General features: G+C 70.1%; 19 protein-coding genes. 8 read left to right on the forward strand and 11 right to left on the reverse strand.

All coding sequences use genetic code 11. The annotated features are described in order from the left end of the window. Positions 1-143 precede the first annotated feature (143 nt). A complete protein-coding gene (locus tag K0817_RS18275) occupies positions 144-1,922 on the forward strand; it encodes a glycosyl hydrolase family 18 protein (protein ID WP_219983102.1) in 1,779 nt (592 codons plus the stop codon). Positions 1,923-1,992: 70 nt separating this feature from the next. On the opposite strand, the gene K0817_RS18280 is transcribed toward K0817_RS18275, so the two are convergent. Continuing rightward, the gene (locus tag K0817_RS18280) at positions 1,993-2,655 is read right to left on the reverse strand and encodes a TetR/AcrR family transcriptional regulator (protein ID WP_219983103.1); all 663 of its coding nucleotides are present in this window, start codon (positions 2,653-2,655) and stop codon (positions 1,993-1,995) included. Between the two features lie 69 nt (positions 2,656-2,724). On the opposite strand from K0817_RS18280, the gene K0817_RS18285 reads away from it, so the two are divergent. Then, positions 2,725-3,654, forward strand: coding sequence for an alpha/beta fold hydrolase (locus K0817_RS18285; protein ID WP_219983104.1), 930 nt, complete (start codon positions 2,725-2,727; stop codon positions 3,652-3,654). A 3-nt stretch (positions 3,655-3,657) separates the two neighbouring features. On the opposite strand, the gene K0817_RS18290 is transcribed toward K0817_RS18285, so the two are convergent. After that, complete coding sequence (locus K0817_RS18290; RefSeq protein ID WP_219983168.1) at positions 3,658-5,247, reverse strand: Rv2578c family radical SAM protein; 1,590 nt, start codon at positions 5,245-5,247, stop codon at positions 3,658-3,660. Positions 5,248-5,371: 124 nt separating this feature from the next. On the opposite strand from K0817_RS18290, the gene K0817_RS18295 reads away from it, so the two are divergent. Both K0817_RS18295 and K0817_RS18300 read left to right on the forward strand, forming a co-directional pair. Next, positions 5,372-6,478 carry a M15 family metallopeptidase gene (locus tag K0817_RS18295; protein WP_253735497.1) on the forward strand — a complete coding sequence of 369 codons (1,107 nt, stop codon included), beginning with the start codon at positions 5,372-5,374 and terminating at the stop codon, positions 6,476-6,478. Positions 6,479-6,591: 113 nt separating this feature from the next. Beyond that, positions 6,592-7,755: an acyl-CoA dehydrogenase family protein gene (locus K0817_RS18300; protein ID WP_219983105.1), complete on the forward strand. Its 1,164-nt coding sequence runs from the start codon at positions 6,592-6,594 to the stop codon at positions 7,753-7,755. A gap of 74 nt (positions 7,756-7,829) precedes the next feature. Here the strand turns inward: K0817_RS18300 and K0817_RS18305 are convergent, their stop codons facing one another. From K0817_RS18305 to K0817_RS18330, 6 genes are all read right to left on the reverse strand, one after another. Beyond that, positions 7,830-9,209: an FAD-dependent oxidoreductase gene (locus tag K0817_RS18305; RefSeq protein ID WP_219983106.1), complete on the reverse strand. Its 1,380-nt coding sequence runs from the start codon at positions 9,207-9,209 to the stop codon at positions 7,830-7,832. A gap of 70 nt (positions 9,210-9,279) precedes the next feature. Beyond that, positions 9,280-9,828, reverse strand: coding sequence for an ECF transporter S component (locus K0817_RS18310; protein ID WP_219983107.1), 549 nt, complete (start codon positions 9,826-9,828; stop codon positions 9,280-9,282). Further along, positions 9,825-10,703 (reverse strand): siderophore-interacting protein, encoded by an 879-nt coding sequence (locus K0817_RS18315; RefSeq protein ID WP_219983108.1) that lies wholly within the window; start codon positions 10,701-10,703, stop codon positions 9,825-9,827. The genes K0817_RS18310 and K0817_RS18315 overlap by 4 nt, the downstream gene beginning before the upstream one ends. A 33-nt stretch (positions 10,704-10,736) precedes the next feature. Further along, the gene (locus K0817_RS18320; RefSeq protein WP_219983109.1) at positions 10,737-11,585 is read right to left on the reverse strand and encodes an energy-coupling factor transporter transmembrane component T; all 849 of its coding nucleotides are present in this window, start codon (positions 11,583-11,585) and stop codon (positions 10,737-10,739) included. Further along, positions 11,582-13,429, reverse strand: coding sequence for an ABC transporter ATP-binding protein (locus tag K0817_RS18325; protein ID WP_374209564.1), 1,848 nt, complete (start codon positions 13,427-13,429; stop codon positions 11,582-11,584). The genes K0817_RS18320 and K0817_RS18325 overlap by 4 nt, the downstream gene beginning before the upstream one ends. 132 nt (positions 13,430-13,561) lie before the next feature. Then, the gene (locus K0817_RS18330) at positions 13,562-14,113 is read right to left on the reverse strand and encodes an ECF transporter S component (protein WP_219983110.1); all 552 of its coding nucleotides are present in this window, start codon (positions 14,111-14,113) and stop codon (positions 13,562-13,564) included. A gap of 140 nt (positions 14,114-14,253) precedes the next feature. Here K0817_RS18330 and K0817_RS18335 point away from each other — a divergent pair, with 140 nt between their 5' ends. Continuing rightward, positions 14,254-17,262 carry a S8 family serine peptidase gene (locus K0817_RS18335; protein WP_219983111.1) on the forward strand — a complete coding sequence of 1,003 codons (3,009 nt, stop codon included), beginning with the start codon at positions 14,254-14,256 and terminating at the stop codon, positions 17,260-17,262. Between the two features lie 82 nt (positions 17,263-17,344). Here the strand turns inward: K0817_RS18335 and K0817_RS18340 are convergent, their stop codons facing one another. Both K0817_RS18340 and K0817_RS18345 read right to left on the reverse strand, forming a co-directional pair. Then, positions 17,345-18,367, reverse strand: a complete 1,023-nt coding sequence (locus tag K0817_RS18340) for a pirin family protein (RefSeq protein ID WP_219983112.1) — start codon at positions 18,365-18,367, stop codon at positions 17,345-17,347. Between the two features lies 1 nt (position 18,368). Then, positions 18,369-18,689, reverse strand: a complete 321-nt coding sequence (locus tag K0817_RS18345; RefSeq protein ID WP_219983113.1) for a GNAT family N-acetyltransferase — start codon at positions 18,687-18,689, stop codon at positions 18,369-18,371. Positions 18,690-18,792: 103 nt separating this feature from the next. Between K0817_RS18345 and K0817_RS18350 the strand changes: the two genes are divergently transcribed. Continuing rightward, a complete protein-coding gene (locus K0817_RS18350) occupies positions 18,793-21,411 on the forward strand; it encodes an RNA helicase (RefSeq protein ID WP_219983114.1) in 2,619 nt (872 codons plus the stop codon). Between the two features lie 113 nt (positions 21,412-21,524). On the opposite strand, the gene K0817_RS18355 is transcribed toward K0817_RS18350, so the two are convergent. Then, a complete protein-coding gene (locus K0817_RS18355) occupies positions 21,525-22,397 on the reverse strand; it encodes an SDR family oxidoreductase (protein ID WP_219983115.1) in 873 nt (290 codons plus the stop codon). A 142-nt stretch (positions 22,398-22,539) separates the two neighbouring features. Between K0817_RS18355 and K0817_RS18360 the strand changes: the two genes are divergently transcribed. Continuing rightward, the gene (locus K0817_RS18360; protein ID WP_219983116.1) at positions 22,540-23,076 is read left to right on the forward strand and encodes a DUF1697 domain-containing protein; all 537 of its coding nucleotides are present in this window, start codon (positions 22,540-22,542) and stop codon (positions 23,074-23,076) included. 244 nt (positions 23,077-23,320) lie between these two features. After that, positions 23,321-25,165 carry a DNA helicase RecQ gene (gene recQ, locus K0817_RS18365; protein ID WP_301340128.1) on the forward strand — a complete coding sequence of 615 codons (1,845 nt, stop codon included), beginning with the start codon at positions 23,321-23,323 and terminating at the stop codon, positions 25,163-25,165. The last annotated feature ends 32 nt before the right edge of the window (positions 25,166-25,197 follow it).

The following is a 25,197-nucleotide window of genomic DNA, read 5'->3' on the forward strand; positions in this document are numbered from 1 at the left end:
GTCGTGCGTGCCGGCCGCGCGATCGATGAAGGTCTTCCGTCAGTCGGGCCGCACCTGCCAGAATGGGCGGTGTGGTATTTGTTAGGACGGTTACCTAATAGCAGGTACGGATGCCACATCCCATCGCAATCGAAGGAGCTTGTGTGTCCCCCCGCAGAATCCCCGCGCTCGCCGCGGTCGCCGTCGGTGCGCTCGTGGTCGGTCTGTCCGCAGCATCGCCCGCTGTCGCGGCACCCGACGAACCCACGCCCACCACCACGCTCAACGGCTACCGAAACGTGGGCTACTACGGTCAATGGCGAGCGACCGGAGAGGCTCAGGCGACCGTCAAACGCCTGTTCGTCGATACCGCCGCCGCAGAGAACCTCACCCACCTCAACTACTCGTTCGGCAACATCGCCGGTGATCAGGCCGCCCTCGATGCCGCTCGCTCCGCCGGAGTGCAGGGGCTCGACGCGGTCGAGCCATATACCTGCTTCATCTCCGACACACCAGCGTCAGGGCCGGGTCAGACCGACACCGCCGGCGACGCCGACAGCGATTTCGTGCACGCCTTCGCTGCAGATGAGTCCGTGCTGGGAGTCGCCGACACGAAGAAGCAGCAGCTCGCCGGCAACTTCAACCAGCTGCGCCAGTTGAAGCGCCTCTACCCCGACCTCAAGATCAACGTGTCGCTCGGCGGCTGGTCGTGGTCGAAGTCCTTCTCGAAGGCGGTCGCGACGCCCGAACTGCGCGCCGCACTGGCCGAGTCGTGCATCGGCCTGTACATCCGCGGCGACCTCCCGATGATCGACGGACGCGGTGGCGAGGGCGCGGCCGCCGGCATCTTCGACGGCTTCGACCTGGACTGGGAGTGGCCGGGAGCGCCCGACTGGGCACAGGAGGTCGGAAACTCGGTCGACCCGGTGAACGACCGGGCGAACTTCCTCGCGTTCGTGAAAGAGCTGCGTGCCCAGCTCGATGCCGTCGAGGGCGAGACCGGGGCGGACTACGAGCTCTCGGCGTTCCTGCCCGCCGGCCCGACGCAGATCGCGGCCGGCGGCTGGAACGACCCGGAACTGTTCGAGTACCTCGACTACGCCAACCTCCAGGGCTATGACCTGTGGGGCTCGTGGACCGCCGAGACAGGGCATCAGGGCAACGTGTTCGGTGACCCCGCCCACAACTGGGGACTCGGGCTCGACACCGTTCTCGCCTCGTACGTGAACGCGGGCATCGACCCGGTTCAGCTGAACCTCGGCCTCGCCGCCTACGGTCAGGGCTGGCGCGACGCTGAGCCGCAGCCGTGGAGCACGGCGGGAGGCGGGCTCGGTCAGATCACGTGGGACCAGCTCAAGAGCCGGGACCTCGACATCCATCACGAGTACACCGCCGACGGCCGCTTCAACGCGACGTGGGGCTATGACCCCGCCGCGCGGGAGTTCTGGTCGTTCGACGACGAGCTCGCGGTCACCGAGAAGACGCGGTGGGCGATCGAGCACGGTCTGGGCGGCGTGGACTTCTGGGAGATCGGCAATGACGTCGCCGGCGACCTGTCAGCTGCCTCGGCCGACGTGCTGCGCGCCGCAACACCCGGGCCGGTCGCGGGGTCGCCCGCACTGCTGTGTGCACACACACCGGATGCGCCGGCCGTGCCGTGGAACGCACAGACCACGTATCGCGGGGACGAACTCGTGTACCTGGACGGCCGCGTCTTCGAAGCCCAGTGGTACGCGCGGGGTGATGAGCCCGGGGCCTCCGTGCGCGGACCGTGGAGCACGCTCACCGCGTGCGGCGTGGATCCCGGCACCGTGCAGGACTGGTACTCCGACCGCATCTACGGGAGGGGCGACCAGGTCGTGCACAACGGCGTGACCTACACGGCGAAGTGGTGGAGTCGCGCCGACGAGCCGGGCGCCACGCACGGTCCCTGGAAGCCCTGATCCTGGGCACGACGGCGGGCGCACCCGGATGCGCCCGCCGTCGTCGTGCGTGCCGGCCGCGCGTCGTCCGTCAGGCCGACGCGGGAGGCACCACGGTGGCGATGAGCACGGGATCTCCGCCCAGGCTGTTCAGCCGGCCCCGCAGCGCGGTCGCCGCCCGCGCGTACGGCTCTTGGCTCGCATATAGGAGAGACCGGGTGTTCGCGGCCTCGAGGAACGAGACGATCTCGAAGGTGAGCTGTCGTGCGTCGTCCAGATGGGGCAGCTCGCCCGCTTTCATCGCGTACTCGATGCACACCGTGAGGTAGTCCTCCCAGTCCGAGTTCGCGGCGACGATGGCATCGCGCACCGGGCCCGGCTTGGAGTCGTACTCGACCGACGTCGCGGCGAAGAAGCAGCCGCCGCGGAAGACACGCGTCTCGGAGTACGCGAGCCATTGCGACAGCAGCGCGCACACGCGCGACAGCCCACGCTCTGAGTCCGCTCGGGCCGGTGCCACGACGCTCTCGACGAAGATCTCGCGGGCTGCCGCGACGACGGCGAGCTGCAGGTGCTCCTTCGAGCCGAAGAGAGTCGCGACACCGCTCTTGCTGTGACCGGCGGCATCCGCCAGTCGTCCGATCGTGATGCCGTCGAGGCCATCGACCGAGGCAGTGTCGACGGCGTGCGCGAGGATGCCGCGGCGGGATTCATCGCCTCGCACCCGGCGTCCGTCGATCTGCCCTTGTGCCATGGGTCGAGAATACCGTACGATCGTTCGTATTCCTACGTACGACCGTTCGTATAGCTGGATCGGAGCATCATGAACATCGCCCTCTCCCTCGCCGGCGCCGGCGTCCGCGCCGCTGGATCGCTGTCACCCCGGTGGGGTGCGGCAGCGGCAATGCCGCTGTTCGCCCGTGTCGATCGACCACGTCCGGTGCGGCCGGAGGACGTCCCGACGATGTGGCGCGCGCGGCGCTCTATGCTGCGGGTTCCCGGTGTGACCGGGAGTGGCGTCGACCTCGCGCTGTACGAGTGGGGTGCGGGCAACCGCACGGTCGTGCTCGCCCATGGCTGGGACGGGCGAGCGAGCCAGTTCGCGACCCTGGTGCGCGAACTCGTCGCCGAGCGCTACCACGTCGTGGCCTTCGACGCCCCCGCGCACGGCGACTCGGGCGGCCGCCATACCTACCTCGTCGATTGGCGGGATGTGCTCGCTGCGCTGCAGGAGCGACACGGCCGGTTCGCGGCCGTCGTCGGTCACTCCTTCGGAGGCCTTGCCGCGCTCGTATCCGTCGCGGGCGGCATCCAGGCCGATCGAGTCGTGACGGTGGCCGCGCCGGCCGCTGCCGAGACCCTGCTGACGCAGTTCCAGTCGATGCTCCGCTACTCCGATCGCACCTCGGACGCTCTCGGGCAACTGTTCGCGCGCACGTACTTCCCGGGTGACGCCGATCCGTTCGCGTGGCTCTCGGCGGTTCGGCGTCCCTTGCCGGGAACGCCGCTGCTCGTGATCCACGACGACGGCGACCGCCGCGTTCCGTTCGCCGAGGCGCCGCGCATCGTGGACGCGAATCCCGGTTCGCAGCTGCTGTCGACGAGCGGCTTCGGGCATAACCGGATCCTCACGGCGGACCCCTTCCTGGACGCCGTGGTCGAGTTCGTCACCGAGCCGGTGCCGACGTCGCCGCGAGATGCAGAGGTCACGCGCGCCGAACCCCGCCGCCAGACCGAGGCCGTCGCGATCTGACCGTCAGAACAGCCGGGCGGAGGTCTCATGCCCGGCGCCTACGCCGGTCGGCCCCGACAGTGCCGCCCGGCCGCGCGACGTGACGACGATCGAAGCCGATCTGGCGGCCAGGCCCGCGACGGGCGCGCCGCGTGGGGCGTCGTCTTCGGCACGGCCGTCGAGGCCGTGAACTCGCAGCAGCGGCCTCACCCGCTTGGCGAGCCATGATCGGTAGGCCTTGGGGGCGTTCGCCGTCATGCCGGGATACAGGCCGCGGTACGACGAGACCAGCTCCGGATGCTGCTGCTCGAGCCACTGCATGAACCATTGCTTGGCGCCGGGCCTCAGGTGCAGGGCGCCGTAGACGACCCGTGTGGCACCGGCATCCTTGATGCGGGTGAGCGCATGGTCGATCGCGGCGATGGAGTCGGTGAGGTGCGGGATGATCGGCATCAGGAACACCGTCACGCGGAATCCGGCGTCGGTCGCCGCGCGGACCGTCTCGAGCCGGGCGGTCGCACTGGGCGTTCCCGGCTCGATGATGTGCTGGAGCTCGTCATCGAACACCGCGATGGAGGTTGAGATCGTGATGGGCACGTGGGCGGCGGCATCTTTCAGCAGCGGCAGGTCGCGCCGGATCATCGTCCCCTTGGTGAGGATCGAGAATGGGGTGCCCGATTCGGCGAGCGCAGAGGCGATGCCGGGCATCAGCTTGTAGCGTCCCTCGGCCCGTTGGTAGGGGTCCGTGTTGGTGCCGAGCGCGACCGGCTCACGCATCCAGGTGCCGCGCCGCAGCTCTTTCTCGAGCACGTCGACGACGTTCACCTTGACGACGATCTGTGTGTCGAAGTCCTTGCCCGAGTCGAGCTCGAGGTACTCGTGCGTCCCCCGCGCGAAGCAGTTGTGGCTGATCACCCCGTTGGCGATGAAGTCGCCCGTCGATGTCGTGATGTCGACCATGTCGATCGTCGTGCCGAGGTCTTCGATCGCGATGACGCGCAGTGGGGCATCCGACTTCACCGCATCGCCGATGATGCCGAGGTCGATCTCCGTGTCGGTGGGGGGTGCGCCGCCCGCCCCGAAGCCGACAAGCTTGTTGTCGGTTGTGAGATGCGGTCGCTGAGAACCGGGCGGGCCCGGTTGCACGTGCTTCCAGCCCCGCTCGGTCAAGAAGCGGTGGTCTCCGCTCGCCGTGAGTTCGGTGCCGTCGGCGAGCGTCACCCGGTAGGCGTGCTTGCGAGTGGTCCACTGTGCCGACACCGTTGCACGGACGTAGCGACGGTACGACCCGTGTCGCTCAGTGCCGATCACCTCGTCACCCGGGCGCACATCACCGATGCGCTTGCTGCGTCCGTCCGCCATCAGCACCTGCGTGTCGGGATCCAGGCAGTAGACACACGCGTGACTGCAGCCGCGGTAGGGGTTCACCGTCCAGTCGAACGGCATCGCGGAAGAGCTGGGAACGTGGTTCAACGCCGACTTGCAGAGCACTTCGTGGAACGTCATGCCGGCGAACTCCGGCGTGGTCACCGACGTGACGAGCCCGTTCAGTTGTTCGAGGCCGGGCAGGGCCGCGGCATCCGCCACTCCCAGTTCCTGACCCTGCCAACGCATGATTCCATGAGAACAGATCTTCGATGCTCGGTCAAGCCGCACACCTGCCCACCTCGAACATCAGCGGGCTCTCACGTGAAGCGGGGTTCGCGCGCATCCTGGATCAGGGGTCACAATGGCTAGCGTGACGGCGCCTGGAGAGCCCGAAACTTCCCGGCCGGCCCCCGGTACCCGTCGTGCCGCGCGCGCGATGCACGACGAGGCGGAGCGCCGTGCCCGCGCCGAGGCGACCGCCCAGCCCGTCACCACACGTCGTGCCGCGCGCGCTGCCGAGCTGTTCGATCCCGACGCGGTGCACGCCCGCCACGCCCGCCCTCGTACCTGGACCCGTGCCGCCCTCGTAGCCGGGCTCGCCGTCGCGGCGGCACTGCTTGTCGGCTCGTCAGCGGCTCTCACAGCGATGGTCATCCCGCCGGCCGAAACCGTCGAGGCCACTATGGGGTTCACCGCCGAGCCGCCCGCGGTGGCGCAGCTGCCCGTGCCTCGGGTCGAGCAGTCGCCGGTGGCCACGGACCTGTGTGCGGTACCCGATTTCGCCGCTGCGCTGCAGTCGGGCGACGACCAAGCCGCGGTCGCCGCAGCTGGGGGTGGCGAGGCGTTCCGCGCCGCCGTCGTGGCGGGGTCGGCGGGCTGCGTCGACCTCGGGGACTCGGCGCGCGTCTGGACGGTGGTCGACAAGCTGCGGCCGGCGTCTCCCATCGACTACCGTCCCTCGGCGCTCGTGATGCCCGAGGGCGTGCGCAACATCGACGGGGGCGCACTGCGCGCGGATGCGGCAGCCGCCCTCACCTCCCTGGTGACGGCAGCCCGTGATGCGGGCGCCGGCGAGATCGGCCTGGCGAGCGCGTTCCGGTCGTACGAGACGCAGCAGCTGACCTACGCCCGTCACGTCGCCGTCCGCGGGCAGCAGGCAGACCAGGTCAGTGCGCGTCCCGGCCACTCGGAGCACCAGCTCGGACTCGGCGTCGACGTCGTCCCCTGCGCCGGCGCGTGCGGCAGCCTCGACGATCTCGCCGGCACCGCTCAGGGCCAGTGGATCACCGAGCACGCGTGGGAGCACGGCTGGATCGTGCGATACGTCGAGGGTGCGACGCCGGTGACGGGCTATCTTCCCGAGCCGTGGCACCTGCGGTATGTCGGCGCGGAGCTCGCCCGGGCGTACCACGAGGGCGGCTGGCGGTCGCTCGAGGAGTTCTTCGGATTGCCGCCCGCGCCGGACTACGCGCATTGAGCGGAACTGAATTCCATAATTCGTGAGACTCGATGTCGCGGTTCGGCGTAGGATCGAGCCAGCCGCGGTCGAGAAGAGCCGCGGGCTCGACGAGGAGAGAGGTTTCGCCTGCCATGGAGCGCGATATCTACGACGAGGACCACGAGGCGTTCCGCGACGTCGTCAAGGAGTTCATCAAGCGCTACGCGACGAACGAGGCGCGCGAGAGGTGGGACGCCGAGGGCGAGATCGACCGGGCGACGATGCGCGCCGCGGGCGAGTCGGGCCTGATCGGCCTCTCGGTGCCCGAGGAGTTCGGCGGCGCCGGCATGCTGCAGGACTACCGGTTCCGCACCATCGTGAACGAAGAGGTCATCGGTGCCGGCGCAGGCTCGCTGGCCGGTGCCTTCGGCATCCAGGACGACCTGGCCGTTCCGTACATCGTGCACATGGGTACCCAGGAGCAGAAGGAGAAGTGGCTCCCCGGCATGGCGACCGGTGAGATCCTCGGCGCGCTCGCGATGAGCGAGCCCGGCGCGGGCAGCGACCTGCGCGGGATCAAGACGACCGCGAAGAAGGTCGACGGCGGGTACATCGTCAACGGCGCCAAGACGTTCATCTCCAGCGGCAAGACCGCCGACATGATCGTGACCTTCGTCAAGACAGGCGAGGGCAACCGCCCCGACGCCTTCAGCCTGCTCATCATCGAGAACGGCATGGAGGGCTTCGATCACGGCAAGAAACTCCACAAGATGGGGTCGCACGGTCACGACACCGCGGAGCTGTCGTTCAGCGACGTGTTCGTTCCCGAAGAGAACCTCATCAGCGGCAAAGAGGGCCAGGGCTTCATCCAGCTCATGATGAACCTGCCGCTCGAGCGCCTCTCGATCGGCATCGCCGCGGCCGCGGCATCCCAGGCCGCGCTGGCGTGGACGGTCGCGTACACGAAGGACCGCGAGGCCTTCGGTGAGCGCATCATCGACTTCCAGAACACGCGTTTCAAGCTGGCGGATGTCGCGACCACGGTCGATGTCATCTGGGCGTACCTCGACCGGGCGCTGCTGGCGTACAAGGACGGCAAGCTCTCGGCCGAAGAGGCCGCGAAGGTCAAGTTCTGGACCACCGAGCGCGAGTGGGAGATCCTCGACACCTGCGTGCAGCTGCACGGCGGCTACGGCTACATCACCGAGTACCCGATCGCCCGTGCGTTCCTCGACGCCCGCGTCCACCGCATCTACGGCGGCACGAACGAGATCATGCGCGAGATCGTCGGGCGCCAGATCGCCGGAAAGCGCTAGTCGATTCCGGATGCCGCGGCTCGGGCCTTCTCGACGGCCGAGGGTCGCGGCATCCGTTCTCCCACGCAGCGGCTTCAGCGCGGCAGCGGCTTGCCGGCGAACGGTTTCGGGATGACGGCCGGATCGTTGTGGCGCACACCGCGCCCGCTCGAGATCCAGGCACGCACGCGCGCCTGGATCTCGGGTCGCTGCAGCGACGCCGCAGAGAAGTCGTGGCTGACGTAGCGCATCGCCACGGCGACCTTCCAGTCCTCGGTCGCCAGCGCGCCGAGCACGCGACTCTTCGGTGGCGGCGGCGCCTGGACGCCATGGAGAGTGGTTGCCGGGTAGTGCGCGTCGCTGCGCAGCCCGGAGTCGAACACGAAGTCCAGCGTCGCGCGGAACGACTCCTGGATCCGTCCGGCGAGGCCTGTCGCGTCGTCCGTGCGGGCGCGCGCGACCTCGTCCCGCATCGCGAGCGCCTCGACCGCGGCGACCGACATGCCCTGCCCGTAGATCGGGTTCAGGGCGAGCACGGCGTCGCCGATCGCGACGAAGCCCTCCGGTCGCGAAGCCATGTCTTCCCATCGGACCCTCCGCGTGCCCCGGACCTTGAAGGGCTTCGGCTCGCCGACGAACTCGGCCCGTCGGGCGGCCTCCGCCACGACCGGCGTCGTCGCGTCCTCGAGATGCGTCAGGAACTCGTCGCGATCGGCCGGTGCCCGCGACGCGTTCTGGGCCAGCGCCACGATCTGGTGCAGCCCGGCGTCGCAGGGGAGCAGCACCGCTCCGCGCGGATGCGCCGGCGTCGGCGGAGCCAGCACGCCCCGGATGTCGGCGCGCAGAGCATCGGGCGGCAAGCGCACGACGGTGGTGGAGTAGACGATATCGCTGACGATCTCGTGCTCGGCCGGCGGCGGGTACCCGAGGTCGGCGATCCACTGCACGGCGTGCGAGGTGCGCCCGGAAGAATCCACCACGAGGTCGGCGTCGATCATCGACGGCTCGGCTCCGCGCACCGTGACGCCCGTCAGGCGGCTGCGATCGCCCGATGCCTGCAGCCCCGCCACCGTGCCTTGAACGATCGACACGTTCGGGATCACGCGGACCCGCTCGCGCACCGAGCTCTCGAGGACGAGACGACGGATGCCGAAGGTCCAGGCCTCACTCGGGCCCCTGGCCGTCCAGCCCTGTGAGCTGAAGCTCGCGACATCACGTGTGGAGTCGAACCACGCGGCCCCGGCATCCGCCCATGCCTGCCCGATTCCGGGGAGGAGCTCTTCGAACGCGTCTTGGCCGATCGCGAGCAGCGCGTGCATCTGCTCACCCTGCGGTACGCCGCGCCGATGGGAGGCGCCGGCCGGCAGCTCGTCGCGCTCGACGATCGTCACGCGCGCGAACCGCGGCGCGAGTGCGGCGGCTGACAGGAGCCCGCCGATGCCCGCGCCCACGATCACCGCGTGCTCGAACGCCATGCCGCACCTCCTGGCCTCCGGTGCCGCGGCTCCCGGTGCCGCGGCTCGTCGCGAGCCTAGCGGCGCGCCGTCACGAGCCGGGAGTCGCCACGGTCTTCGGGCGACGGCGCGCGAGCTTCGCCACGCCGGCGGCCTTCAGCCGATCGGCGATGATGATCCCGAGCCACGTGCCGCCGAGGCAGCTGGCCAGCGTGAGGGCGAACAACCCGATCTGCGCGGGGAGCGCCATCTCCCACAGGTTGAACGACACGGCGGCCAGGACCGGGTAGATCAGTCCGACGAACGCAGCGCCGGCGAAGTACTGCCACGTCTTCCAGAACCGGTAGAGCACGATGAGGAACGGCAGTTCGGCGAAGAACGCCCACCACAGGTTCGTGAACAGGTAGGGGAAGACCACGAGTCCGGAGATGAGCCCGACCAGGATGCCGGCCAGCGGCCGCTCGAGCAGGCGCAGCGCGACCACCGCGGGCAGCAGCCAGATGCCGGCGATTCCGGCCGAGATCGGTCCGACGATCGCGAACAGCAGGGTTGACAAGCTTGTCGCGCCCCACAGCAGCACACCCCCGGCCACGCCGATGGCGGCGCAGGTCAGCAGATACGACGTCGCCAGGCGGCTCATGCGTGGGCCTCGGCCGTCATACGCTGCGACTTCGGCGCGGGCGAGGCGGCGCCGACGCGCCAGTAGCCGCAGAAGCTCACGAGATCCTTGGGCACACCGCGCTCGCCGACCAGGTGGCGCCGGGCGTCGGTGGGCAGGGCCTGTTCGCCCACGATGTAGGCGTGGAACGGAGCATCCGGAAGCGTCGCCTCGGTGAGAGCCTTCAGCGCGAGTGTTCCCGGCTTCACGACCTGCTCGCGAACGATCCATTCGACGGCGAGCCCGGCCGGGCGTACGAAGTCCAGCGCGTCCTCTGCCGACGGCACCTCGATGATCGCCAGGCCGGTCGCGTCGGCCGGCAGTGACGCGGCGATGCCCGCGATGGCAGGAAGACCGGTCTCGTCGGCGACGAGGACGACACGCTCCACGCCGCGGTCGGGGTTGAACGCGAGCCCCTCGTCGATGATCACGACGCTCTCACCCGGCTCGCACGTCTCGGCCCAGCGCGACGCGGGACCTGCCGTGCCGTCCGCAGCTGAGCCGTGCAGGACGAAGTCCACGTCGATCTCGGCTGGGAGCGACTCCGCCGTCGCGGGACGGAAGGCGCGCACGGTGTAGTTGCGCATCACCGGGCGCACGCCGTCGGGGATGCGCAGGTACTTGAGGTAGCCGAACATCTTGTTCGCCTTGGCGGGGAGGCGCTCGAGCCCCTCGTCGCCGCCGAGCGGCAGGAAGATCCGGAACCACTGGTCGTAGCCCATCGGGCGGAACTGCGAGATCTCGCCGCCGCCGAGGGTCACGCGCATCCAATGCGGTGAGAGGCGCTCGGTGCGCAGCACGGTCAGATGAACCAGCCCCTGGGTCTCGGGCTTCACGAGTCGACTGGCCTGGGCCATGGGTCCTCCGGGTGTGGGTGTGCGGTCGGGGGCCTAGGCCAGGCCCCAGGGGAACAAGAACGAGAACAATGCGGCCGAGACCGCCCAGAAGAGCACGATGAAGACGACGTCGCGCACGCGGAACGGCACCAGGTGCCGCTCGGTGCGGTCGGGGTGGGCGCCGAAGGCCCGCGCGTCCATCGCCAGCGCGACCCGCTCGGCATGCCGGATTCCTCCGGCCAGCAGTGGCACGACATAGCCGAACCAGCGCGCCACGGCCGCGAAGGGGCCGCGGCCGCCGTGCGAGCCGCGCACGCGGTGGGCCTGCCTGATCACGTCGAGCTCGTGGCGGAACCGGGGCACGAACCGGAACGCCGCGAGTGCGGTGTACCCGATGCGATACGGCACGCGCAACTGCTGCACGGTCGCGCGCACGAGGTCGGGACCGGTGGTCGAAAGGCCCGCGATCAGGGTGAGCGCGACGATCGCCGCGAGTCGCAGGCCCGTCGCGAAGCCCACCTCGAGCGCGCCGGAGTACAGCGTCCACCCGCCCAGCTGCCAGACCACGGCGGTGTCGTCGACACGGGAGGCGTCGGTCCACAGCGCGAATCCCGAGCCGATCACGAGCGCACCGAGCGGCAGCGCCAGCAGCAGCCCCGCGGCCAGCAAGCGGGTGAACCTCACACCAACCAGAAGCACGACGTACGACAGCGCGAGGAAGGCGAGCGGGGTCGCGACATCCCGGACGAAGATCAGCAGCACCATCGCCGGCAGGGGTGCGGCGAGCTTCGCGAGCGGGTTCAGTCCGTAGAGGAACCGCAGCGGCGAGGCCTCGACGGCGGGTGCGTACGGGTCGAAGGGCGCTCCCGCCGAGCGGCCGACGGCGGGGTCGGCGACGGTCATGCGGCACCTCCCGTCGGAGCAGAGGTGATGACGGCCGGGTGCGGCGTCGGCAGGGCCGCGGGATCGTCGTGCGACGCGGGAGCTGCGGGAAGGTCGGCCAGCCGCGCGATGCGGGCGAGTTCCGGATGCCGCTGCAGGCCCTGCAACGCCCGTCGCAGTGGCGGCAGTCGCAGCCCCGCTGCTTCGACGAGGACGGCGTCGGCGAACACGTCGGGGGTGGCGCCGGAGGCGAGCACCTTGCCGTCCGCGAGCACGATCGTGCGGTCGGCGTACTCGGTGACCAGCTGCATGTCGTGCGTGACGACCACGATCGTCGTGCCGCCGGCATTGAGCTCTGACAGCAGCGCGAGCAGCTCGTCGGCACGCGCGCGGTCCTGCCCGAACGTGGGCTCGTCGAGGACGAGCACCGGAGCCCCGGCGACGAGCGCGGTGCCGACCGAGAGTCGGCGCTTCTGGCCGCCCGAGAGCAGGAACGGGTGACTCCGGGCCTTGCCCGACAGGCCGAAGCGCTCGAGAAGAGCCTCGGTACGGGCGGTGACCTCGTCGTCGGGTAGCCGCTGCAGCCGCAGTCCGTGCGCGATCTCGTCGAACACGGTGTGGGCGATGAACTGGTGCTCGGGGTTCTGGAAGACGAAGCCGACGTGCGACGTCGCCGCCCGTGCGCCGGCGCGGCCGACATCGATGCCGTCGACGTGCACGGTGCCGCGCGGCGGCGGCACGACCCCGGCGAGCGCCTGGATGAGACTCGTCTTGCCGGCACCGTTGGCTCCGACGACCGCCACGAACTCGCCGCGCGGGATGTCGAGATCGATGTCGTGCAGCACCTCGTGGCGTCCCCGCTGCACGGTGAGGCCCCGCACGGTGATGACCGGCGTGGTCGATCCCGTCCGGTCGTTGAGCGGGCCTGTCGAAGGGCGCTCGCTCAACGGACGAGTGTCGGCCGGGCCGGGCGCGGCGGTGGCTTCGAGGGCGGCATGCAGCTCGCCGGGCGTCAGCGGGAGCGGGTCGAGGGCGTAGCCCGCCCGTCGCAGCCGCAGGGCGGCCATCGCCGAGACCGGCAGCCAGACGCCCATCTCGTGCAGCTCGTCGGCCCGGCCGCGCAGTACGTCGTCGACCGTGCCGTCAACAGCCAGGATCCCATCGTGGTCGAGCACGACGACGCGATCGACGAACCCGATCGCGGCGTCGAGGTTGTGCTCGACGAGGAGGATCGCGCGGTCACCTTCGGCGACGAGTTCGGCCAGCGCCGCGTACACCTCCTCGATCCCGCGGGGGTCGAGATTGGCCGTGGGCTCGTCGAGCACCAGCAGCGGCGATCCCATCGCGAGGGCACACGCGATCGCGAGTCGCTGGCGCCCCCCGCCCGAGAGCCGGTCGGGGTTCTCGGACCGCCGCTCCCACAGCCCGACCCGGCGCAGTGCCGCCTCAGCGCGCGTGAGCACCTCGCCCGCCGGCATCCTCAGGTTCTCGGGGCCGAAGGCGACCTCGTCCAGCAGGGTGCCGGTCACCAGTTGCGCATCGGGGTCCTGGAAGACCATGCCGACGCGCGTGCTGAGCTCGGCGACCGTCGTGGCCTGCGTGTCGCGGCCGTCGACGAGCACCGAGCCCGAGATGGTGGCGGGGATCGCGTGGGGGATCAGCCCGTTCAGTGCGAGGCTGAGCGTCGACTTGCCCGAACCGCTCGGACCGAGCAGCAGCACCACCTCTCCGGGGCGGACGTCGAAAGAGACGGAGGCGGGAGCCGCCGTCGACTCGCCGTCGTGGGTGATACCGAGCTGCCGAACCCGCGCGAGGATGCGCGAGGCGGCGCCGGGATCCCGCGGGGCCGCCGACGTGTGGTCGATGGTGTCCGAACGCGGGGGCCGGGCGGAAGGGTCGCGCTCGAGTGCGGTCACGGGACTTTCCGACGAAGAGGGAACTTAGGCTGTCCTCATTTAGCGTAGCCTAACCACGCCGCGCCTCCGTGGTCGCCGGTGTCAGGTCGTCGTGCGGCGACCGATGCCTGCTCGACGGAGGCCGGCGCCGACGGCCAGCCCGACCCCGGTCCAGGCCACAGGCCCCAGGACGGCCAAGGCGAGGTAAACGATCTGCGCCCACAGGGCGAACTCATCCACATCCGCCGCGAAGAAGACCGCAGCGGCCACGATGGCGCCGATCACGACGGCCGAGATGAAGTAGCGCCACGGAGCCCAAGACCGGTAACGGACGACCGCGGCGACGAGCTCCTGGATGCCGCCGAAGAGGATCGCGGTGCCCACGAACTGCCATGCGTAGATGGGGGCCAGCGCGCTGGAGACGAGCGCCGCCAGCACGTGCGTCGTGAGTGCGACCCACGGCATCCGGAGCACTTCCTGAGCGATGATCCCGGGCAGGACATGCACGCCCAGCACGAAGCCGTAGAGCACCGGCAACCACCCCAGAAGCGGGACGGTGAGCCATCCCGCGATGCCGCCGACGAGACCGGTCGCGACCCCGATCGCCGCGCAAGTGAGCAGAACGCTCGTCGACAGTCGCGAAACCCGGGCCACCTGCCCACAGTACTTCCCGTCGAACATGCCATTCTCACAGAGCTCTCATTTACTGAGAGTGACCTGAGAGTTACGTTTGAGCGAGCTGCGCCCCAACGATGTGGCGCAGCACTTTCGCAGAAACACGATGGAGGCCAAACATGGGTCGATCCTCCGTGCGGGCAGCAGCGGTCGTCACACTCGCCGCACTGTTCTCCGGTACAGCCACCGCCAGCTTCGGCGCAGCGCCGGAGGAGGTGAACACACCCATTCCGATCGATTCGCCCTCGGGCCGCTACATCGTCCTGCTGAAGGACGCTCCCCTGGCGACCTACGAGGGCGGCGAGAGCGGCATCAAGCGCACCAAGCCCGACCGGGGCAATCAGCTCGACGCGCACTCCGCGAACTCGCAGAAGTACATCGCCCACCTCAAGAAGGAGCAGCAGGACGTCGCGGCAGCCGCCGGCGTCGAGCCGGCCGCCACCTACCAGGTGACGCTCAACGGCTTCACGGCCGACCTCGACGGCGCTGCGGTCGCGAAGCTCCACAACGACAAGAACGTGCTGGGCGTCTTCGCCGACGAAGTGCGCCACCCGGTCGCCGTCCCCTCGACCGAGTTCCTCGGCCTGGGCGCGGGCGACGCGGGCACCGGCGGCGTCTGGGACGCCGTCGGCGGGGTGAGCGAAGCCGGCAAGGGGATCGTGGTGGGCGTCGTCGACACCGGCATCGCCGCCGACAATCCGTCGTTCGCGGGCGACAAGCTCACCGGCAAGCGAGGCTCGGAGCCCTACCTCAACCGAGACACGGTCGTGTTCCAGAAGTCCGACGGCAACGAGTTCCGCAGCCGCCGCGTCGCCGCAGAGGACCAGGGCTGGACCAAGCAGGACTACAACCAGAAGCTCATCGGCGCGCAGTTCTTCGCCGACGGCGCGGCAGCGGCCGGCTTCGACTTCAGCTACGACTACCTGTCGCCGCTGGACGGCGACGGCCACGGCTCGCACACCGCCAGCACGGCGGCCGGCAACTTCGGTATCGAGGCATCCGTCGAAGGAATCGGTTTCGGTGCGATCTCTGGTGTCGCGCCGGCAGCCAAAGTGGCGTCGTACAAGGCGTGCTACGTCGGCCCCGACCTGCTCGACAACACCGACGACATCTGCGCCCTGAGCGACCTGCTCGCGGCCATCGATCAGGCGGTGGCGGACGGCGTCGACGTCATCAACTACTCGATCGGCGGCGGTGCGGCCAGCACCGTGCTGCAGCCGGAGGACATCTCGTTCTTCAACGCCGCCGCAGCGGGGGTGTTCGTCGCGACGAGCGCCGGCAACTCCGGCCCCGATCCGGTGACCGCCGACCACGCGTCGCCGTGGTACACCACGGTCGCGGCATCCACGATCCCCACCTACGAGGGGACCGTCCAGCTTCCCAACGGCTTTGAGGCGGTGGGCGCGTCGGTGACGGTTCCGTTCGGCGAGTCCCTCACGGGGCCGGTGGTCTACGCGGGCGACGTCGCTGCTGCAGATGCGGCACCCGACGAGGCGGCGATGTGCTTCCTGGGCACGCTGGATCCGGCGAAGGTCGCCGGCAACATCGTGGTGTGCGACCGGGGGGTCATCGCTCGGGTGGAGAAGTCGCAGGAGGTCGCCGCGAACGGCGGCACCGGCATGATCCTGGTGAACGTCACGCCGGCTTCGCTCGACAACGACTTCCACTCGGTGCCGACCGTGCACATCGACGCGCAGCACCGCGCGGCGCTGCTCGACTACGTGCGCGGCACCGCTGACGCCACCGCCACCCTGGTGGGCGACAACGTCACGGGCGTCGAGACCCCGACCCCGCAGGTCGCCGGTTTCTCGAGCCGAGGCCCCATGCTCGCCGACGGTGCGGACGTGATGAAGCCGGATGTCACGGCTCCGGGCGTCGCGATCCTCGCGGCCACCCACAACGGTCCTGGTGAGGACCCGACGTTCGGCTTCAAGTCGGGCACGTCGATGTCGTCGCCGCACGTCGCCGGTCTCGGCGCGCTGTACCTCGGAGAGCGTCCACTGGCGACGCCCGCTGAGATCAAGTCCGCGCTCATGACCACGGCGTACGACACCGTGAACGCCGACGGCTCGGCCAACACCGATCCGTTCGCGCAGGGCGCTGGTCATGTCGACCCGACCAAGTACTTCGAGCCGGGTCTGCTGTACCTCAACGGCCCGGCGGAATGGGCGGCGTACCTGCAGGGCCTGGGCCTGGAGGACTTCGGGCTCGAGCCGATCGATGGCAGCGACCTGAACCTCGCGTCGATCGCCATCGGCACCTTCCCCGGCCCGCAGACGGTGACCCGCTCCGTCACCTCGACGCAAGCGGGCACCTTCACGGCTTCCGTCGAGGTGCCGGGGATGGACGTCACGGTCGAGCCCAGCACCCTGACGTTCGGGGCCGCGGGCGAGACGCAGCAGTTCACCGTCAGCTTCACCAAGACCGACGCGGCCGTGGAGGAGTGGACGAGCGGATTCCTCACCTGGACGTCGGGCGAGACCGAAGTGCGCTCGCCGATCGTCGTCTATCCGGTGACCGCCGCGGCTCCCGCCACGGTCGAAGGATCCGGCGCCGAGGGCAGCCTCGACATCGAGATCACGCCGGGCATCTCGGGTGAGCTGCCGCTCAACCTCGCCGGTCTCACACCCGAGACGGTCGAGATCGACGGTGATGAGACCACCGGCGCCGACAACGACGGAGTCACGAACGTGCTGATCGAGGTGCCCGAGGGCACTGAGTTCGCCAGGTTCGCCCTCGACTCGGCCGACGACGCCAACTCGGATCTCGACCTGTCGGTCTATCGCGTGGTCAGCCCGACCGACCTGCGCTACTACGAGGTGTGGCAGTCCGCGTCGGCATCCGCCGACGAGGCCGTCGAGCTCGTGGCTCCGACGCCGGGGTACTACGTGCTCTCGGCCGACGTGTACTCGTTCACGGCGCCGTTCACCTGGACGGCGACGTCGGCTCTGGTCGCCCCGGGCGGCGTCGGGTCGCTCACCGCGACGCCGAACCCGCTTCCGGTGACCGAGGCCGTGCCGACGCAGTACGAGCTGTCGTGGTCGGGACTCGAGGCGGGCAACTACCTGGGCGTCGTGCGGTACGGCGACTCGCAGGTGCGCACCATCGTCTCGGTCGACGTGCCGTAGGCGATCCTCGCAGGAAGAGGCGCCCGGGCTTCGGCCCGGGCGCCTCTTCGTCTGCCGCGGCACGAACCCTCCGCGGCGTTCCCTACACGCGTCGACGGCGTCGGGTGAGGCGTACGGCAGGGAGCGGTGGTGCGGGGATGCGCTCGTCGCCGTGGTCGACGACGCGGCCGAAGCGCGGCGCCTCGATCGTGGCGGCATCGGCGGATCCCTCGGCCTCCCACGCCGCACGCGCGTCGGCGATCTCCTCGTGAGAGCGCGCGACGAAGTTCCACCACATGACGATGTCGTCCTCGAACGGCTCACCGCCCAGCAGGAACAGCGTCGCACCGGCAGCACTGTCGATCACCACATCGTCGCGTCGCAGCCCGAGATACAGCAGGTGCGAGGTGTCGAGAGTGACGGATGCCGTCGCCACCTCGCCTTCGACCGCGATGAGCGCATGCTCCCAGGCCGGGTTGAGCGGCACGCGCACGCTCGAGCCCGCCGGGATCCGCAGTTCGGCCCCCACGATCGGCGTGTACGTGCTCGCCGGCGAAGGCGTGCCCGCGAGCTCGCCCATGACCACGGTGGCGCTGCCCGGATCGCCGGCGAGCGCCTCGAGCTGCACGTCCGGCAGCACGGCGTGCTGCTCGAACGCAGGTGGTCCATGACGCCGCGACTCGGGAAGGGCGACCCACAGCTGCAGCGCGTCCAGGGGCGTGGCATCCTCGCCCACCGAGTATTCGGAGTGGGCGATGCCCGCACCGCTCGTCATGAGGTTCAGCGCGCCGCGACGCACGACCACATCACTGGCGACGGTGTCGCGGTGCCGCACCTCGCCGAGGTACGGCCAGGTCACGGTCTGCAGGCCGATGTGCGGGTGCGGCTCGACGCGCATGCGCGTCTCTTGCGGGCCGAAGCGGTCCAGGAAGCACCAGGCGCCCACGAGAGGCAGCTCGCGCTGCGGCAGTGAACGACGCACCGACATCGCGCGCACGCCGCCGAGGGGAACATCGCGGCTCTCGAGCAGCAGCGTGCGAGGCCCCGAGCAGTCGGCCGCGCTTGCGACCTCCTCGGCGTGCGGGTCGAGCCCGCCCGCGGTCGAGGCCTCGTCGAGGCGGGTCATGTCAGGGCGCGCTGACGCGCGAAGGCCAATGGATGTCGAGTCCTGGTACCTCGTTGTCCTGGAGGTAACGGGCCACGACGGGGCACAGCGGCACAACGGTCTCGCCGCGCTCGGCGGAGTCTGCCATGGCCTCGGCCACCACCGTCTGGGCGAGTCCCCGGCCGCGGAACGCGGGATCGACCTCGGTGTGCGGGTAGCGGTAGCGGCCGCGGGCATCGACCGAGAACTCGGTGAATCCGGCGAGAGTGTCGCCCACCCACACCTCGTAGCGGCTCTCGTCGTCGTTGCGGCGGACAGTGGTCTCATCAGCGGAGGCTGGCATCGGCATCCCTTCGTCGTGTTCTCCAACGTAAGCGCGGCCCCGCGTGTTCCGCCAGCGTTCCGCCTCGGACGGCCGTCGCGCCGGCACCTGGCAGACTCGGACGATGCCGCTCTCGCTTCTGGACGCCGTGCCGCGCGATGCGGATGCCGACGCGGTGTACACCGGGTTCGTCGAGTGGGCGGCCGACCGGGGCCTGACGCTGTACCCGGCGCAGGACGAGGCGATCATCGAGATCGTGTCGGGCTCACACGTGATCCTGTCGACGCCCACCGGCACCGGCAAGTCGCTCGTGGCCGTCGCGGCGCATGCCGCAGCGATCTCGCAGGGCGGTCGCACCTACTACACGGCCCCGATCAAGGCCCTGGTCAGCGAGAAGTTCTTCACCCTCGTCGAGATCTTCGGCGCTTCGAACGTCGGCATGGTCACGGGCGACTCGTCGGTGAACCCGGATGCCGCGATCATCTGCTGCACCGCCGAGATTCTGGCGAACATCGCCCTGCGTCAGGGATCCGACGCGCACGTCGACCAGGTCGTGATGGACGAGTTCCACTACTACGGCGACCCCGAGCGGGGCTGGGCGTGGCAGGTGCCGCTGCTGCTCCTGCCGCGCGCGCAGTTCGTGCTGATGTCGGCGACACTCGGCGACGTGACCGCGATCTCCGATGATCTCGAGCGGCGCACCGGCCGCGTGGCGGCGCGTGTGACCGGCGTCGAGCGACCCGTGCCGCTGCACTTCTCGTACGCGCGGACGCCGATCCACGAGACCGTCGAGGAGCTGCTGCAGACCGGCCAGTCCCCGGTCTACGCCGTGCACTTCTCACAGGCGGCGGCGATGGAGCGGGCACAGGCGCTCTCGTCGATCCGTATCGTGTCGCGCGAGCAGCGCGACGAGATCGCCGAGGCGATCGGCGGCTTCCGGTTCAACACGGCGTTCGGGCGCACCCTCTCGCGCTACGTGCGGGCCGGCATCGGCGTGCACCACGCCGGCATGCTGCCGCGGTACCGGCGCCTGGTCGAGACGCTCGCCCAGCGCGGGCTGCTCCGCGTCATCTGCGGCACCGACACGCTCGGCGTCGGGATCAATGTGCCCATCCGCACGGTGCTGATCACGGCGCTGTCGAAGTTCGACGGCACCAAGACGCGGCAGCTGAGCGCCCGCGAGTTCCATCAGGTCGCCGGACGCGCCGGGCGGGCGGGTTTCGACACCGCCGGCACGGTCATCGTGATGGCGCCGGAGTGGGAGATCGAGAACGAGGCGGCGCTGCGCAAGGCCGGAGACGATGCCGCGAAGCGCAAGAAGATCGTGCGCAAGAAGGCACCGACGGGCGTGGTCAACTGGGGGATCGGCTCGTTCGAGCGTCTGGTCGAGGCCGAGCCCGAGCCGCTCGTGCCGCAGCTGCAGCTGACTGCGGCGATGCTCATCAACGTCATCGCGCGCGGCGGCGACGTGTTCGGCAACGTCCGCTCGCTCGTCTTCGACAATCACGAGCCACGTGCGCGGAAGTACGAGCTCGCCCGCCGTGCGATCGACATCTTCCGCACGCTCGTCGCGGCCGGCGTCGTCGAGGTCGATCGCGCCGCGGCCCCCGAGTCGTCGCGCGACGCCGAAACGTCGCAAACGGCCGCTGCAGGCGGTGCTCCGGCGGCCATTCGCGACCCTTCGGCACAGCATCCGCCGTCCGGCGGCCCCGGCATCCGTCTCACCGTCGATCTGCAGCCGAACTTCGCGCTCAACCAGCCGCTGTCGCCGTTCGCGCTCGCCGCGATCGGCCTGCTCGACCCCGAGGGTTCCGAGGGTGGGGCCGGCACCGGCCACTACGCGCTCGACGTCGTGAGCGTCATCGAGGCGACCCTCGACGACCCGCGACCCGTTCTCTCGCAGCAGCAGTTCCGCGCGCGGGGCGAGGCCGTCGCCGCCATGAAGCAGGACGGCCTCGACTACGACGAGCGCATGGCCCTGCTCGAGAATGTGACCTACCCGAAGCCGCTGGAGGAGCTGCTGGCCCAGTCGTACGAGGTGTTCGCGTCGAGCCAGCCGTGGATCCGCGACTTCGAGCTGTCGCCGAAGTCGGTCGTGCGCGACATGTTCGAGCGCGCGCTGTCGTTCTCGGAGCTCATCTCGCTCTACCAGCTCGCGCGCAGCGAGGGCCTGGTGCTGCGCTACCTGTCGGACGCGTACCGCGCGATCCGGCAGACCGTTCCGGCCGAGGCGCAGACCGAGGATCTGCACGACCTGGTCGCCTGGCTCGGCGAGGTGGTGCGGCAGGTCGACTCGAGCCTCGTCGACGAGTGGGAGTCGCTGATCAACCCCGTGACCGACCCCGAGGCTCCCGTCGTGCCGCCCGCGCCGCCGTCGGTGCTGACGAACCGCCGGGCGTTCGGCGTGCTCGTGCGCAACGAGCTGTTCCGCCGCGTGCAGCTCGCGGCCCTGCAGCGCGACGACGAGCTCGTCGAGCTGGACCCCGATGTGGATTGGCCCGCCGTGCTCGACCGGTACTTCGACGAGCACGACGAGATCCTCACCGGTGGGCCGGCGCGCTCGCCGAGACTGGTGACGGTGGACGAGGCGGATGCCGCGGCCGAGGGCCTCTGGCGGGTGGAGCAGACGATCGACGATCCCGAGGGTCACCACGACTGGCGCATCCGGGCGGTCGTAGACCTCGCCGCGTCGGAGGAGTCGGGCACCGCCGTCGTACGCGTGACCGAGGTGGTGCGACTCTAGGCACTCCGGCCGTTGCCCGGATCAGGTGATCTGGCGCAGGCAGGACGCAGGGCGGAGAATCGGCCTGTCCTCGCCAGATCACCCGTTCTCGAAGAGGGGGGCTGATCCCCGGCTCAGCCGAGCCCGAGGCCTCCATCTGTCGAGAGCACCTGTCCGACCACCCACGCGCCGTCGGGGGTGGCGAGCCACGCGATCAGCCGGGCCGGGTCGGCCGGTTCGCCGTAGCGGCCGAACGGCGTCGCACGCATCCACGCCTCGAGCTCCTCGAGTGGCCGGTCGGTCGTCTCGGGGTCGAGGTAGCCGGTGTTCACCGGACCCGGGTCGATCGTGTTCAGGATGATGCCGAGGTCGAGCAGCTCCGCGGCCACTGTCTTGGTCAGCCCCGCGAGCACCGACTTGCTGGCGGCATAGGCGACCTCGCCGCGCATCGGACCGTGGATCTGCCCCGAGGTCATCCAGAACACCCGGCCGGTCGGCTCGGCGAACGGCCCGCGTCGTCCGATGCGCTCGCCGGGGCGCGCACCGGGGCCGGCGCCCGCGTGCAACGCCGCGAACTCGCGCGTGAGCAGCAGCGTCGAGCGGGCGTTCGCCTGCCAGAACCCGTCGAGCCGGTCGGCGGTCATGTCGAGGATCGAGCCGTCGTCGCCGGACTTGGCGTGGTTGCACACGAGGATGTCGAGCCGGCCAGTGAGCGCTTTCGCGCTCTCGATGAGGGCCGGAAGCGATGCCGCATCCCGCAGATCCGCGCTGACGTCGCCGAACGACGCGCCCGGCGTGAGGGCCGCGCGCAGCCCGTCCCGCACGGCGTCGAGATCGTCGGCGCCCCACGGCAGGTCGACATCGTGCGCGCGGTAGTGGTGGATGAAGATGTCGGCGCCGAGGTGCGCGAGCTGCGACGCGACGGCGAAGCCGATGCCGCGGCGACGCGAGACGCCGGTGATGAGGGCGGTCTTGCCGCGCAGCGGCAGGGAGGTCGAGGAGGACATGCGATGCCTTTCAGGGATGCCCCGGCGGGAGCATCCGGATTCTCAGCGCGAAGCGCGATGGTGACGGAGGCGAGTCACAGGCATTGCATGACGACGACGATAGCGGATGCCGTGTACCGGGATCATCCGCAATGATGGCCGGATGCCGACCTATGTGGCTTTCCTCCGCGCGATCAACCTCGGGGCGAAGCGGGTGTTCCCGAAGGGCGACATCCGGCGGGTGGTCGAGCAGGCCGGGTTCACCGACGTCGAGACGCACATCAACACCGGCAACGTGCGGCTGTCCACACCGATGCGCTCGCGCGTGAGGATCGAGGCCACTCTGGAGAAGGCCTTCGCCGCCGACCGGGGCTTCGAGGTGCCGACGATGGTGTTCACGACAGCGCAGATCGCCGACATCGCGCGCCAGGCGCGCGAGCTGAGCGCCCAGCGTCCCGACCTCGCCCGGCAGTACGTCTACCTGATGAAGGACGAGCTGCACGACGAGACCGTGGCGCGCATCGCCGCGATGGCGACTCCGCGTGGGGAGATCGTGGTGCGGGGGCGTGCGGCACATGCGCTGCTCGGACCCGGATACGAGGAGGGCTCCGGCGATCCCCTGAAGGGGGCGAAGCTGCTCGGGGTCGCCACGAACCGCAACGTCAACGTCATCGCGGCCATCGCCGTGAAGTGGTGCTGAGCCCCGCTCCTCCCCAGGCGACTGGTCGGGCCGGGCATCCACCGGTCCATGTGCAGGGGATTCGTCGTCGGATGCCGCGGTTACCCTGGATCAGGTGACCAACCCCTCCGGCGACCCGTACGCCGATCTCGCGTGGAGCGACGCGGACGCGCCCCCGCCCGACGACGCGTGGGTGCCCCCCGAGGACGGCTGGTCCCCGCCTTCCGGCTCTCACGGCGTGGTGACGGGAATCGTAGACTCGCCCTTGGAGAGCACCGGACCTCGGCGCGACTTCACGGGATCCGATCCGCGTGCGGTGCTGCACGAGGTGTACGGCTACGACGCGTTCCGCGGTGAGCAGGGCGACATCGTCGCGCATGTGATCGCGGGCGGGGATGCCGTGGTGCTCATGCCGACCGGCGCCGGCAAGAGCGTCTGCTACCAGGTCCCCGCGCTCGTGCGGCCCGGAACGGGGCTGGTCGTGAGCCCGCTCATCGCACTGATGCACGACCAGGTCGACGCGCTCGTGGCCAACGGCGTGCGCGCCGCGTACCTCAACTCGACTCAGGCCCCGCCCGAGCGCGCAGCCGTCGAGCGGGCCTACCTCGCGGGCGAGCTCGATCTGCTCTACGTCGCGCCCGAACGGCTGAACACCGAGACCACCCTCCGGTTCCTCTCGCGGGGTCGCCTGAGCGTGATCGCCATCGACGAGGCCCACTGCGTGTCGCAGTGGGGCCACGACTTCCGCCCCGACTACCTCGCCCTCGGCGCGCTCGCCGAGCGCTTTCCCGGCGTGCCGCGTCTCGCGCTGACGGCGACCGCGACCCCCGCGACCCACCGCGAGATGACCGAGCGACTGCAGCTGCCCACGGCACGGCATTTCGTCTCGAGCTTCGACCGGCCCAACATCCAGTACCGCATCGAGACGAAGACCGACCCGCGCCGCCAGCTCGTCGCTTTCATCCGGTCGCAGGGCGCCGGTGCCGCCGGAATCGTCTACGCGCTCAGCCGCAAGTCCGTGGAGCAGACCGCAGAGTTTCTCGCGGGTCAGGGCATCGATGCGCTGCCCTACCACGCCGGACTTCCGGCAGAGACGCGGGCAGCCAACCAGTCGAGGTTCCTGCGTGATGACGGCGTGGTGATGGTCGCCACGATCGCGTTCGGCATGGGCATCGACAAGCCTGACGTGCGCTTCGTCGCCCACATCGACCTGCCCAAGTCGGTGGAGGGCTACTACCAGGAGACCGGCCGTGCCGGTCGCGACGGTGAGCCGTCGGTCGCCTGGATGGCCTACGGCCTGGGTGACGTGGTGCAGCAGCGGCGCATGATCGACCAGTCCCCGGGCGATCGCGCGTTCAAGCTGCGTCTCGGGCAGCACCTCGACGCGATGCTCGCCCTGTGCGAGACGATCGGATGCCGCCGCCAGAACCTGCTCGGCTACTTCGGCGAAGACTCGGGTCCGTGCGGCAACTGCGACACGTGCCTCGAAGCGCCCGAGACGTGGGATGGTCTGGTTCCCGCGCAGAAGCTGCTGTCGACGATCGTGCGCCTGCAGCGCGAGCGTGGACAGGCGTTCGGCGCCGGGCACCTGATCGACATCCTGCGGGGCGCCTCGACCGAGCGGCTGCGTCAGCAGGGGCACGACTCGCTCTCGACGTACGGGTTGGGCGCCGATCTCAGCGAGCAGGACTGGCGCAGTGTGATCAGGCAGCTTCTGGCGCGTGGCATCCTGATTCCCCGCGGGGAATACGGCACCCTCGCACTCGGCGAGTCCGCGGGTGGTGTGCTGAAGGGCGAGACCCCGGTGCCGCTGCGCCGCGATGTCATGGGCCGGACGGGCGGCGCCGGCCGTGTGCGCAAGACGACAGCACCCGCGTCGCTGGCGGCCGGCGACGTCGGACTGTTCGAGGCCCTCCGGGCTTGGCGCGCCGGCGTCGCGAAAGAGCTGGGCGTTCCGGCCTACATCATCTTCGGGGATTCGACCTTGCGAGCGCTCGCCGAGCGGCGCCCGGCGAGCCTCGCCGACCTCGACGGCGTCACCGGCATCGGTGCCAAGAAGCGCGAGGCCTACGGCGAAGCCGTGCTCGAAGTCGTTGCAACGGCGGCGTAGCGCCGTGCAGGCCCGCCCAGGCGGGGTGGCGC

The organism is Microbacterium sp. HD4P20 (assembly GCF_019449275.2).
GTDB lineage: Bacteria > Actinomycetota > Actinomycetes > Actinomycetales > Microbacteriaceae > Microbacterium.